Origin of the sequence: Aquimarina callyspongiae (assembly GCF_034322225.1) — a bacterium.
Taxonomy (GTDB): Bacteria; Bacteroidota; Bacteroidia; order Flavobacteriales; family Flavobacteriaceae; genus Aquimarina.
On sequence record NZ_JAXLPA010000001.1, the window covers coordinates 821,741 to 835,055 of the forward strand.

11 protein-coding genes are annotated in these 13,315 nt (G+C 32.2%); 10 read left to right on the plus strand and 1 reads right to left on the minus strand.

From position 1 onward, the window contains the following. Positions 1-25 precede the first annotated feature (25 nt). The 5 genes from U0D62_RS03465 to U0D62_RS03485 all read left to right on the plus strand — a co-directional run bounded on the left by U0D62_RS03465 (position 26) and on the right by U0D62_RS03485 (position 7,387). Positions 26-1,159, plus strand: a complete 1,134-nt coding sequence (locus U0D62_RS03465; protein ID WP_322193902.1) for an FIST signal transduction protein — start codon at positions 26-28, stop codon at positions 1,157-1,159. Positions 1,160-1,172: 13 nt separating this feature from the next. Continuing rightward, the gene (locus tag U0D62_RS03470; protein ID WP_322193904.1) at positions 1,173-2,240 is read left to right on the plus strand and encodes a sensor histidine kinase; all 1,068 of its coding nucleotides are present in this window, start codon (positions 1,173-1,175) and stop codon (positions 2,238-2,240) included. Further along, a complete protein-coding gene (locus U0D62_RS03475; RefSeq protein WP_322193905.1) occupies positions 2,237-2,560 on the plus strand; it encodes an Hpt domain-containing protein in 324 nt (107 codons plus the stop codon). Before U0D62_RS03470 ends, U0D62_RS03475 begins: the two co-directional genes overlap by 4 nt. Positions 2,561-2,571: 11 nt before the next feature. Beyond that, complete coding sequence (locus U0D62_RS03480; protein WP_322193906.1) at positions 2,572-3,294, plus strand: LytR/AlgR family response regulator transcription factor; 723 nt, start codon at positions 2,572-2,574, stop codon at positions 3,292-3,294. A gap of 133 nt (positions 3,295-3,427) precedes the next feature. After that, complete coding sequence (locus U0D62_RS03485; protein WP_322193908.1) at positions 3,428-7,387, plus strand: DUF4114 domain-containing protein; 3,960 nt, start codon at positions 3,428-3,430, stop codon at positions 7,385-7,387. Positions 7,388-7,446: 59 nt separating this feature from the next. Here the strand turns inward: U0D62_RS03485 and U0D62_RS03490 are convergent, their stop codons facing one another. Next, entirely contained in the window at positions 7,447-9,513 is a 2,067-nt protein-coding gene (locus tag U0D62_RS03490; protein ID WP_322193910.1) for a tetratricopeptide repeat protein, read from the minus strand. 183 nt (positions 9,514-9,696) lie between these two features. On the opposite strand from U0D62_RS03490, the gene U0D62_RS03495 reads away from it, so the two are divergent. The 5 genes from U0D62_RS03495 to U0D62_RS03515 all read left to right on the plus strand — a co-directional run bounded on the left by U0D62_RS03495 (position 9,697) and on the right by U0D62_RS03515 (position 13,265). Then, complete coding sequence (locus tag U0D62_RS03495; RefSeq protein ID WP_322193912.1) at positions 9,697-9,999, plus strand: STAS domain-containing protein; 303 nt, start codon at positions 9,697-9,699, stop codon at positions 9,997-9,999. A gap of 35 nt (positions 10,000-10,034) precedes the next feature. After that, positions 10,035-10,331 (plus strand): STAS domain-containing protein, encoded by a 297-nt coding sequence (locus U0D62_RS03500; protein ID WP_322193914.1) that lies wholly within the window; start codon positions 10,035-10,037, stop codon positions 10,329-10,331. 27 nt (positions 10,332-10,358) lie between these two features. Further along, positions 10,359-10,658 (plus strand): hypothetical protein, encoded by a 300-nt coding sequence (locus tag U0D62_RS03505; RefSeq protein WP_322193916.1) that lies wholly within the window; start codon positions 10,359-10,361, stop codon positions 10,656-10,658. Further along, on the plus strand, positions 10,648-11,892 hold the full coding sequence (locus U0D62_RS03510) for an oligosaccharide flippase family protein (protein ID WP_322194848.1): 1,245 nt from the start codon (positions 10,648-10,650) through the stop codon (positions 11,890-11,892). The genes U0D62_RS03505 and U0D62_RS03510 overlap by 11 nt, the downstream gene beginning before the upstream one ends. 143 nt (positions 11,893-12,035) lie before the next feature. Next, a complete protein-coding gene (locus U0D62_RS03515; protein ID WP_322193917.1) occupies positions 12,036-13,265 on the plus strand; it encodes a glycosyltransferase in 1,230 nt (409 codons plus the stop codon). Positions 13,266-13,315: the final 50 nt, after the last annotated feature.

The window sequence follows — 13,315 nt, forward strand, 5'->3', positions numbered from 1 at the left end:
TAAACTATATCAAAAAAAATAAACTATGAAGCTCCAACAATTCGAAAAGCAAAACAAACAAAAATGGTACGGATCACAAGAATATACCTCTTCACTTAAAAATCCGTTGGTCTTGGTTTTTGGTAACAGATATCAATTGGCAAAACAAGAAACATATAATGAAGTAAGAGAGATGTTTCCCGATGGCGAAATCGTATTTGGTACTACAGCTGGAGAGATTATTGGAGAACGGGTTTATGATGATTCAATAGCGTTAACCGCAATCGAATTTGAAAAAAGCTCATTTACTATTAAAAGAGAAAACATACTAGACCATAAAAAAGATGCTTTAGCAGCAGGAAAAAAGCTAATGGAACAAATGCCTAAAGATGGATTAAAACATGTTTTTGTAGTCTCCGAAGGTAGTTTTGTCAACGGCTCTGCACTTATTGAAGGGTTAGAATCTGAACAAAAAGGTTTCTCAATTACTGGAGGATTATGCGGAGACGATGCAAGATTTGAAAAAACACTGGTAGGGTATAATGAAGCTCCCAAAGAGGGTGAAATTGTCATAATAGGTTTTTATGGAGAATCTTTAGATATTTCATATGCACAATATGGTGGTTGGACACCTTTTGGTCCAGAAAGGATTATTACCAAATCTGATCATAATATTTTATACGAATTAGATAACCAACCTGCTCTTGATTTATATAAAAAATATCTTGGAGATAAAGCTTCAGAATTACCACAATCGGCCTTACTATACCCTTTAAGTGTAAAATCAAAAAACAGAACAGAATCCATAGTAAGAACCGTATTGTCTATAGATGAAGAATCTAATACTATGATCCTTGCAGGAGATGTTCCCGAAGGTTCTAAGGTACAACTCATGATGGCTAATATTGATAATATCACCGATGGAGCCTCTCAGGCAGCAGATATCGGAATGAAAGACCGATCTTCAAAACCTGAATTAGCCATTCTGGTAAGCTGTATCGGCAGAAAGCTAGTTATGGATCAAAGAGTTGAAGAAGAAGTAGAAGAAGTAATAGAATCCATAGGTTCACAAGCAACGGTAAGCGGTTTCTATTCATATGGAGAACTTGCACCCTTTAAATCCGGAAAAACCTGTGAACTCCATAATCAAACAATGACACTTACTCTTTTTAGCGAATAATACAGTTTTATTAATGAACTCTTTACTCCTCAGACAAATCAGAAAATATCTCAGAGAAGATCTTAAAGATGATCCTGATATTAAAATTTTTATTGAGGCAATTAATAAATCTTATCATAATTATGAAGAGCAACAAAGCATGTTGCAAAGAGCCATGTCTATAAGTTCTCAAGAATTATTTGATGCTAATCAAAAACTACGAGAGGAGGCAGAACAACAACGCAAAGTCATTGCTAGTTTAACAGACTCAACACGAATTCTTGAATCAATATCAGTAACCTATAAAAAAGAAAGTGGTGGAAACGGAGAATCAAAAGAACTTGACGGGATCGAACTTGCCAATCTTATAGAAAAGCAAGCATTACAAATTTCTAAAATCGAAGGACAACGTGAACGTATTCTCAAAGATCTTGAAAGGAGTAATAAAGAATTAAAAGACTATGCGCAGGTAGTATCACACGATTTAAAATCGCCTTTAAGAAACATAAACACTCTTATTAATTGGATAAAAGAAGACAGTTCTAAACTTGATCAGACCACAAATCATAACCTAGATCTAATTGATAAAAACATTGAAAAAATGGATAATCTAATTAATGGTATCCTAGAATATTCTGTAATTAATAAAAAAGATAACAGTGCTACGGTCATAGATTTAAATGAAGTTGTAGAAGACATCATACACTTAATCCATGTTCCAGAAAATACTCAAATTATTATTGATGAAAAATTACCTGTTTTAAAAAGTGATCGACATCGTTTACAACAGCTTTTTCAAAATTTACTAAGTAATGCTGTTTCTAGTATTGATAAGGAAAAAGGCATAATTAATATTGGAGTACAAGAGCAACAGGATTACTGGCAGTTTTATATAAAAGATAACGGAAAAGGAATCCCGAAAAAATATCACGAAAAAATATTTCAAATATTTCAAAGTATTGATAACGACAAAGAATCTAGAGGGATTGGCTTATCAATAGTGCAAAAAATAATCGATTTCTATGGAGGAAAAATTTGGTTAACGTCAGAATCTGGCATAGGAACTACTTTTTATTTTACATTAAAAAAACAAAAATCATGACAGAAACTCCAAATCTTATCTATATAAAAGAACTGGCAGCAGGTTCAGAAGATTTTGAACAAAAACTCATTCAAATAGTAAAACGAGAGTTTCCAGAAGAGAAAGAAGAGTTTTTAAACAATTATAAACAGCAGGTATTTTCTAAAGCTGCAGAGAATGTGCATAAGTTAAAAAACAAAATCGGAATGATGGGTTTTGAAGAAGGATATCAGGTCACAATTGACTTTGAAGAAGAATTAAAGGGGAATAATCCCACTTTATATCCAGAATTTATGTTAATTTTAGATTCTATAGAACACTTTTTACAGACACTACAATAATACCTACTTATATGAATTGCATTATTATAGACGATGAAGGAACGGCAAGAATGATTATTCAGCAACTATGCACCCAGGTAGATGATCTTAATGTAATTAAGGATTTTCCTAATGCTATTCAGGCTATCAAATTTTTAAATCAAGAAAATGTAGACCTTATCTTTTTGGATATACATATGCCAGATTTTACTGGTTTTGATTTTATTCAAACCTTAAAAAATCCTCCAAAAATTATAGTTACCACCTCTGATAAAGATTTTGCTTTAGAAGCTTTTGAATATGACTGTATCGTTGATTTTTTAGTTAAACCTATCACACTCCCACGGTTTTTAAAAGCTATTCAAAAAGCAGAAAGTGCCGAGGTCACTTCTCAGAATCAAACAGAACCTGCCCCCCAGGAAGGTACAAATGCAACTTCAGGAGAAAATGATCTCTATATCAATATAGACAGAAGGTTAATTAAAATTGATATTCCTACTATCAACTTAATCGAAGCAAAAGGAGATTATATCTTAATCAAAACAGAAAAACAAAATTATACGGTACATTCTACCTTAAAAAAAATCGAAGAAAAATTACCAGATGACCTGTTTTTAAAAGTACATCGATCCTATGTGATTAACATAAAACGTATCATTGATATCGAAGATAATAGTGTACTTATAGAAAAGGATGTGATTCCTGTAAGTCGATCTAATCGCCCAGAATTAATGAAACGCCTTAACTTGCTATAAATCATCAGAAAAAGAATATCTTTTATTTACAACCACTCACCTAAAGCAAACTACCAATGATCGAATAACTCAACTTTTTGCAGTAGGTATGGATTAGTTTTGATTATCTATAAAAACCTAAATCTATATTGCTATGAAAAAGTTAACTACTCTTTTAATCTTATTGATCACCGTTTCTTTAAATGCTCAACAACCTTTTGATTGTAACGAAGGTAATTTTTATCAAGTTATATCGGGAGTTTTAAAAGCTTATGACCCTGTTACAGGATCATATTCTGAAGGACTACATACATACTCTGCATATAATGCCGGAGGATATAATGTAGTTGACAATTATCTATATGCGATAAAGAAAAGTGATAAACACCTTTTAAGAATTGGTACAGATATGATTATAGATCTTGGTGCTGTTACCCCAGCAGGAACGACCGCCTTTGGAGGAGGATATGCAGCAGACGTTGATCCTGATGGGAACCTTTGGGTTTTTCAGAATAATACCAAAAATACTTTTCATAAAATAACCAATTTAAAAGACTTAGATGGATCTTCCTCTCCTGTCTTTGAAGTAATTCAGGTAGATCAGACTTCACCAAGTACTTGTGCAGATATTGCATATATCAATGGTGCTTTTTATGGAGGCAGCAGAGGTAAATTATATAAATGGGATTTATCTTCAGGGTCGCCTGTATTTACCAGTAAGTCGGTAGCTAATTTACCAAGCAGTACTTTTGGTGCTGCCTATGCGGATGCCAATAATAGATTGTACTTCTCTGATAATAACGGAGGTTTATACCTAATCAATGATTATGAAACTGATACACCATCTGCAACGATGTTAAATCTTACAGAAACCACAAACTCTAACGACGGGTTTAAGTGTGCGAGTGGTATCTCTCCTCTGGATAAAGATCAAGATGGTATTTTAGATTCTATGGATGCTGATGCTGATGGAGATGGAATCATAAATACTGTAGAATGTAATGGTTTAAATCCATATGGTGATGATGATGGAGACGATATGTATAATTACCTGGATAATGATGTAAGCGGTAATGGAGATAATGTAGTACAAGATGCTTATGACAGAGATCAGGATGGTATGCCAGACTTTTTGGATATAGATTCTGATAATGATGGAATTTATGATATAGTTGAAGCTGGACAAGGAGATAAAGACACTAATAATGACGGAATGTGCAATGGGTCTGATGCCAATTTTGAGGATACCGATAATGATGGTATAGCAGATGTTTTTGATCAAGACCAAACTGGTAGTGTATTTACCCCAATAGATACTGATAACGATACTATTTATGATTGTTATGACATTGACTCCGATAATGATGGAATTGTAGATATCATCGAAGGACAATTAAATACTTCTTATGTAGGATTATCAAATACTGATGAAGATAATGATGGATTAGATGATGCTTTTGATAGTGATTATAATGGTACAAACAACGGAACAGTAGATACTGATAGTGATGGAACCTATGACTTTTTAGATACAGATTCTGATAATGATGGAGTGTCAGACAATACAGAAGCATACGATAGTGACGGAGATGGAATCGTAGAAACTACTGCTTCAGGAATTGATAATGACAATGATGGATTAGACGACAATTATGACCTGAGAAAAAGTAGCTTTGCCCCAGAGAACGGAGGACAAACACCAAGTAGTTTTCCTGTACCAGAAATCTGTGATAGATATAATTATCTTGGTAGTTTTTCCTCTAATGGTAAGCCTTTATATTTAGATGGTCAGGATACCGTTTCTCAAGAAACTCTTGACCTAGTAAATAATGCCTTGCCAGAAGGATATCCTGTACCTGATTTTAATCCTCATTATATTTCATCCGGATACGATACTGATCTTGTTTTACAAGAAAATGCCGAAGTATGGGTAACTTTTATAGGCGAAGGAGCTGGTTACAGAAATACACTAGGGTTTTATACTTATGACATCAATAACCCATCTGCATCTGCACCTGTACCAGAAGATATTACCATTATCTTTCCTAATGTATCAGCCGTTGGAAGTGGTGGTGAATTAGAGGTTGGTGATAAGGTAAAAATAGGAAGCTTTCCTCCTGATACAGGAATTGGATGGGTATTATTGGCAAACGCATGGTCAGATGGTTGTGTAGGCACAGGATATTGGCAACTACATTCGAACCCTGATTATAATCCAGAAAATGATACCTCTCTTCGATATCACAATGTATTATTGTCAGATCCAGATAACGAAAGAATTATTCTTGGATTTGAAGATATAAGAAGAGATTATGCATCTTGTGATCAAGATTTTAACGATGCTCTATTCTATATTACTGCAAGTCCTTATAGTGCAATGATCATAGATAACTGTGTTGATATAGATACTGCAACTGATGTTACCTCAGCCAATGATGGTGGATTAGAGAGCAATGGCGATCTAGCAAGCTTAATTGCAAAAAGAAACTTTAACAGAACCAAAACAAATACTTTTTTAAATACAAAGAAGTCACAATCCAAATTTCAACCAGGTGTAAAATCATATAAGTCTGCAAATAATGAAGATTTAAGTATTTATTTTCCAGAAACGGGAGTATTTGGTACAGAATCTACTTTTGTATCGAGTCCAGAAGATTTGATTGAAGTTACAAATGCCAATGCTATATTTTCTGTTGATTATTATCAATCAGATAACAGAGTGGCAGCCGGACTTGCTACTTCTACAATCGGATCAATTTATGACCATTCTAAAACGATCTGTGATCGACTGAATGGATCAAAACTATTAGATGTTAGAACCGTAGAAATTAGAAATTATACCATTGTAAGTACAAAAATTGAAAGAGCAACAAAAGAGATTGAATATGCATTGACATTCTCTATCAAAAAAGGAGAATCTGAAAATGAGATTTATAGCCTATGGAACATAGGAAACTATCCTGAAGGAGATTATACTAACTTCCAGGTATGGGGTGGTTCTATTCCTCAAGTTGCAAACATCGCAAATCATATTATAGATACCTTTTTATCTGAAAAACCTCTTAGAAGTCACCATGTAGATCAAAGAATACCTACTGTATTTGTTGAGCAGGGATCTTATGCAAATGGTACATTAACTTTAGATATCATAAATAAATTAGGATCTGATTGGATCACCTTTAATGGTAATATTAGAACAACAGAATTATCTCAAGAACAATCTATAGCAGAAACTGTTAGTTTAACCGGGAGTTATAGAGAAAAGATCACTATCAATACTGGACATTTATTTGATATAGGGTTTTCGATAGATGGAGAACTATCCTCACAATTAGATGCGTTATATCTAGCTGATGGCCCTTGGGGAATCGACTATTTAGAACAAGGAGCTATAGTTAACAATTTTGAAGTGCTAGAGCACGATCAGAATGTTGTTGATGAAAATTACACGATTGAAAGAAATGTAATAGTACAAGGTGAAGTTAAGGAAACACTAAACATATTTAGAAACATTCTGTCTGGAGATCTTACACTAAACGTAGAAGAATTTAATGCATTACAGTTTGAAATGAATACGGATAATCCGGTTGAAGTTATTATTGTAACTAAAGACCTTAGTGATTGGAACGACAGATTACGATTTACAATACCAGCAAATAAAGAGAATACATTATATACAATCCCTTTGTCAGACTTTAATGATGGAGTAAATACCTCAAATGAAATTATTGATGTAAGAAGTATTGTATTTTCTATACAAGGAGATTATCAAAACTTCTCAACTTTCAATATAGAGGTAAATAATGTTGCGTTTACAAACACAAATACGCTACAGGTTGAGGATCAGGAACTACAAAATACTTCTAAAAAAGTATTCAATTACCCTAACCCTTTCTATAGTAGTACACATATTAAAATACCAGAAGCATTACAAGGAGACATTACGATTGTAGTTATAGATATGTTAGGAAGAACAGTGAGAAATGAAAAACTAAATATGATCACCGATACTGAAGCTATTTTTGAGACAAAAAACCTTGATTCAGGAATGTACAAATACATCATAAATGGTGATCAAAAGAAAAAATATACAGGAAGCTTCTTAATAAGATAATAATTAAAATTGGTTCAGGGTTTGGGTTGATAACGAGGATGATGTAAAGGTTATCCTCGTTATTTTTTTAATTCCATAATTTTTTTGTCAAAAATTGGTTTGTTAAGAAAATACCATTTTAACCTAAAACCAAACTCAGTAAATTCAAAACCCGCTGCTGTAGCTGAAGCTATATTGCTATATTTTCCATAAATATTCCCACTAAAACGATCAGAAAATAAATATCCTAATTTACCTTCGGTTCTAAATGTAGAAGAAGCATCATCATTTTCAACAAATTGTTGCCCCACCGCGATACTGGCAGTATAGGTCCATTTTTTTTCAATAGTATTAGATACTTCTGCAAATAATTCTCCCAAATTAAATTTTTCCGGACTAAAATAAATAGTAGGTACCTGATCTTTGAATGCTATATATTGATAATTTAATCCTGCCTTGATTGTTGGTCTTCTCAAAAAAGTATAATATACAGAGGTAAATAATAGGTTTCTGGTATTATTATCACTTTGCGTTGTATACATATATTGGGTATACCATCCTAAATTAAAGTTTGTCCCCAGATTATAATTGAGGTAATAATTATTCATAACAATCTCCCGATCTATCAGATCTGCATTAAAGTTTTGTAATTCTCGTTTATAACCCAAATCCAAATTCTGCAGCTTAAAAGGTTTAGTTTTCACAAGAACCTCTGCTGTTATTTGAGTATAATCAGTAGTAAAAGCATTAGAATTATTTATACCAATCTTACCAGAAAAAGAAATATCACCGGTAAACTTATACTCCATCCCTAATGAAGCATCATGAGATGTCGCGCTATTTTTTGTTACTGTATTCTCAGTAGTACGATAGCTATAATTAACTGTAGTTTTGAACCTGGTGGATAAAGGGATTTCTGACAAAACACTTAGGCTTATTGCTTCATTATCTCCATTATCAAATGTAAAGTTTGTTTTTTTCTCTATAAACGGAGTATGGGATTTTTTAAGTGTTTTGATTAATTTTTCTGCATCCTGTTGTCCGGGATAATATTTTAATGTGGTAAAAGCATATTCGTAAGTTTTTAAATCCTGTCCTGCAGCTCTATATGCATTTGCAATACCTAGATTTCCATCAAATGATTTAACTTCACTTTTTAATATAGATTGATAACGATCAAGACTCATTTTAAAATCACTGGTATACATTCCTAACGATGCTTCAAGGCCTGCAACTTGGTTTTTATTGATAGAGCTTGATTTTAGCTTTTCTATTTCAACCTTTGCCAGTTTAAACTTTTGATTCCATAATAAAGCCTGGATATAACGTTCTTGAGCTGATGACCATAGATTGTTATCTGCTTTAAACTGTGTTGCTTTATCTTTGGATTTCTTGGCAAATTGCAATGCTAATTTATCTTTATGTTTTTTATGAGCGACTAAAGACAACCCATTTAATGCAAAAACACTGTCTTTAGAACTTTTAGCAAGACTTCTATAGCTTTGTTCTGCTTTCTCATATTGATTGGTAATCAAAAATATATTGGCTTTATTAAGTAAAGTATCTTTATCATCAGGAAAATCTAGTAGATTCAAATCCAAAAGGCGTAATGCCTCTTCGTACTGTTTGTTTTGCGAATACTCAAAGGCATATCCTAAACGGATATATTTTCTTGACACCAAAGCATTTGTATTTTTTGGTTTTATATTTAATGCTTTATTGACCTCATCCAATGCTTTAGCGTATTTTTTAAGATTTGATAATGTATTTGCATACCCTAACACTGCAGAAAAACTAGAAGGGTCTTCGCTTACCAAATTTTCATAAAACCCTTCTGCATTAGTAAACTGCTTATCCCACAACAGAGATTCTGCATAGTTTAATTTGATTTCAAAATCATTAGGATATTCTTTTTTTAGCTTATTAAATATATCGACTGCTTTAGCAGATTCTCCTAATAACCCTACTGCTCTTCCATAACATAATCTAGCTGTTTTATTATCTGGAAATTCTTTTAAAATCGTTGAAAAAAAAGATGCAGCATCTTTATATTTTCCGGTTTCGAGAAAGTTAAACCCTTGATTCATATCCTGAGCATTTAAGGTAAAGGATACAAAAAACAAAAGCACTAGTAATCTTTGAATCATACTTACTATAATTGGTCTCAACAAGTTAAGCATATCTTTTATTTCCTCACAACATTTTCTGCTTTTTAAACACTAATATTTCCCCGTTCATCTACAGCAAATTGCACCTGACCGAAAATGAAAGCCTGGCACAAACTATAATCTTCACCTTTGTATTGTTATTAACCTATAAAACAAAATATTATGACACTTAAAATCACAAACAATTATGGAGTTTTCGAGATAAAAGGAAACATAGTAGGTGCAAACACATTGCTTTTAGAAACACATTTTGAATACCTATTTGAGCAATTAGCTTTTACATCTAATCAAGTGATTTTATCTCTCCATAAAGTAACAAATATTGACGCCTACGGAATACATATCTTAAAGGTATTATATAAAAAAGCAATGAGATCAAATTTGAACTTATGTATCATCGGTAAAGAAAATAAAATAGTTCGTGATGCTTTTAGAAGGATCAGCTATATAAAAAGATACAATTAAAAACAAAAAAATAGTAATCCCAAAATAAAACAGTTATGGCACTTGCAATTACAAACAATGAAGGAGTTTTTGAAATTACTGGAAATCTAATTAACAAAAATGCATTATCGCTAGAACACCATTTTCGTCAACTAATGAATCATTCAGAAAAAATAGTAATCTCTATAGATAAAGTTAAGCAGATTGATACTTATGGTATTCGCGTTCTAACCAACCTACACAAAAACGCTATGAAAAGCAATAAAATCTTTTACATCATAGGAAAAGAGAATAAAAAAGTAAAGAACGCTTTCGGAAAAGTGAATTACATCCTTAAAAAAGATTTTATATAAAAATACACACCTTTAAATCCCAAAATCATGAAACTACATATAGAAAATAAAAAAGGAACCTTTGAAGTGATAGGAAATTTCACTGCAGGTAAAGCGAATAAAGTAAAAGACCATTTTAACTACTTGTTAGACCATTATGAAGAAGTAGTAATGTGCCTAAAAAAAGTAAAGAAAATTGATAAAAAAGCAACACAGATACTCAATGATATTTATCAAAAATCATGCAGACGAAGTAAAGTACTTTTCATTTTAGGTAAAGAAAACCAAACAGTTGTCAATGCTTTACAAAATAATCAACTATCACATATTTTCAGAAATGACTATTAGTACATACATACCCAAACTCTCTGCTGAGCAAAAGTTTATGCTTAGTGTTATTATTGTAAATGGAGGCAATTATCTTTACAACCTTCTTTTAGGCAGAATTCTTGGACCTCAACTATTTGCCGATGCAGCTCTGTTAATTACACTATTATTAGTATTATCTTTTGTAGCTATGACTTTTCAGCTGGCAACTGCAAAGTTCTCTGTATTATTTGAACAGAAGGTATTTAAAAGTTTTATTTCTTTTAGTTATACCTATGCAACCATAATCGGATCAATACTGGGTATTGTATTAATACTTTTTGCAGAAAAACTGCAGATTATTTTTAATACGCAGTCTTCCTTAATGTTTACCATTTTTGGTTTTAGTATTCCTATCTATTTTATAATGAGTGTAAATAGAGGTATTTATCAAGGAACAAAAAAATATGGATCTCTGGCTACTACCTATCAAACAGAAATGATCAGTAGGTTATTGATAACGCTGGTACTTATTTATGTGTTGCCGTTTTCTTCATCAATAAGTATTGTAATCGGTATTTTTATCTCATTCTTATTAGGTTTAATTCCTTTTAAAACATCTTCTTTCTCTCTTACCAGAAAACATACACTAAGTAAAAAGCACACAAAACATGTTATAAACTTCTTTGTTTTGACAGGGTTTTATGAATTAACTCAAATCATTATTAACAACAGTGATATTTTATTAGTAAAGCATTACTTTGATGAGTATCAAGCAGGTCTATATGCTTCACTAGCTCTAATAGGGCGTGTAGTATATTTTGTAGCCTGGATGTTTGTAATGTTATTATTACCTAAAGTAATTCAAAAACAAAAAGATGGAGAAGCTACTGCTCCCATTCTTTTTAAATACATAGCATATATTAGTGGCTTATCTATGATTATTGTATCAGGATGTTATCTGTTTCCTGAACTGGTGATTCAAATGATGTTTGGATCGGATTATTTATCCATAGCACCATTATTATGGAAATATGCCATTGCAACATCCTTGTTTGCCATCGCTAATATATTTGCTTATTATTTTTTATCTCTCGATAAATATATACCAGTAATAATTTCAGGGGTTTTAGGAGCATCACAAGTTGCCTTAATTATCTTATTTCATAATTCTTTAAAAGAAGTAGTTATTGCGCAGATAGTTGCTATGGTAATCTTATTAATTGTTCAAATCCTGTATTTCTTTTACCATAATAAAATCAAATCGACCAGTTAGATCTATATTATTAGACCCCTACAAAAACCCATTAATCTCTATAAAAAAACTACTGACCTACAGCCTTTTACATCTCATCGACAATTACCTAATAACCTCCCATTTTTAGATCATCTTTGTTCTATAACCAAAACCTAAATCTTATGAAACTTGCAATTGTAACCTCATATCCACCAAGTAAAGTAACGTTGAATGAATATGCCTATCACCTGGTAAAACATTTTAGACAACATACTGAAGTAACAGAGTTAATCATTCTTACAGATGCCGCACCTAAAGAAGTCGAAATAAATTTTACAGATCAAGGTTGCAAAGTAATTGTAAAGAAATGTTGGACATTTAACAGCTACAAGAATATTATATCGGTAATGAAAGCGGTAAAACAAACAACTCCTGATGCCATACTTTTTAACTTACAGTTTATGAAATTTGGTGATAAAAAAGTCGCAGCAGCCTTAGGTTTGTTATTACCATTATTATGCAAAATAAAAAAGATTCCTACAGTGGTATTACTACACAATATTTTGGAACAAGTAGATCTACAAAGTGCTGGTTTTGCTAAAAACAAAATAATTCAAAAAGCATACAATTTTATAGGCTCAATACTTACTCGATTTGTGTTATCAGCCGATAAAGTTGCAGTAACTATACATAAATACGTAGATATTCTTGAAGAGAAGTATAATGCAAAAAACGTGATATTAATCCCACACGGAACGTTTGAGCTACCAGAACAACCTTCATTTGATGTTCCTGATGGTCCATTAAAGGTTATGACATTTGGTAAGTTTGGCACATATAAAAAGGTTGAAATATTAATTGAAGCTGTAGAAAAAATCAGATCAAGAACACAAGCAAATCTTGAAATCATAATAGCCGGTACTGATAACCCTAATGTTCCTGGATATCTCGAATCTGTAAAGAAAAAGTATCAGGATGTCTCGCAACTAACATTTACTGGTTATGTCGAAGAAGAAGATGTTCCTAAAATTTTTGGAGAGAGTGCAATGGTTGTATTCCCGTATACATCTACTACAGGAAGCTCTGGTGTATTACATCAAGCTGGCAGCTACGGAAAAGCTGTTGTAATGCCTAATCTTGGAGATTTAGGTTTATTGGTAAAAGATGAGGGATATAAAGGCGAGTTTTTTGATCCTCAAAATATGGATAGCCTTGCCGATGCTATACAAAAAATTGCTATGAACTCTCAATATAGAAAAGAACTTGGTAAAACAAATTATGAAGCTGCTACTGCATTTCCTATGAGTAGAATTACCAAAATGTATCTAGACACTTTTAAAGAACTAAAAAAAGAACGTGCTATAAACTCAGAAGGAGTTAACCCGGTTTACATAGCCAAAAAGACATTGTAATTACCCCAATTGAATAGTTATCACGGTCGATCAAAAACACCTGTCTTTAC

Bases quoted from the DNA above. Each gene is read 5' to 3' on its own strand.
- U0D62_RS03505 (WP_322193916.1), top strand. From the start codon at position 10,359: ATGAAACTACATATAGAAAATAAAAAAGGAACCTTTGAAGTGATAGGA.
- U0D62_RS03470 (WP_322193904.1), top strand. From the start codon at position 1,173: ATGAACTCTTTACTCCTCAGACAAATCAGAAAATATCTCAGAGAAGAT.
- U0D62_RS03465 (WP_322193902.1), top strand. From the start codon at position 26: ATGAAGCTCCAACAATTCGAAAAGCAAAACAAACAAAAATGGTACGGA.
- U0D62_RS03480 (WP_322193906.1), top strand. From the start codon at position 2,572: ATGAATTGCATTATTATAGACGATGAAGGAACGGCAAGAATGATTATT.
- U0D62_RS03475 (WP_322193905.1), top strand. From the start codon at position 2,237: ATGACAGAAACTCCAAATCTTATCTATATAAAAGAACTGGCAGCAGGT.
- U0D62_RS03485 (WP_322193908.1), top strand. From the start codon at position 3,428: ATGAAAAAGTTAACTACTCTTTTAATCTTATTGATCACCGTTTCTTTA.
- U0D62_RS03515 (WP_322193917.1), top strand. From the start codon at position 12,036: ATGAAACTTGCAATTGTAACCTCATATCCACCAAGTAAAGTAACGTTG.
- U0D62_RS03495 (WP_322193912.1), top strand. From the start codon at position 9,697: ATGACACTTAAAATCACAAACAATTATGGAGTTTTCGAGATAAAAGGA.
- U0D62_RS03490 (WP_322193910.1), bottom strand. From the start codon at position 9,513: ATGATTCAAAGATTACTAGTGCTTTTGTTTTTTGTATCCTTTACCTTA.
- U0D62_RS03510 (WP_322194848.1), top strand. From the start codon at position 10,648: ATGACTATTAGTACATACATACCCAAACTCTCTGCTGAGCAAAAGTTT.
- U0D62_RS03500 (WP_322193914.1), top strand. From the start codon at position 10,035: ATGGCACTTGCAATTACAAACAATGAAGGAGTTTTTGAAATTACTGGA.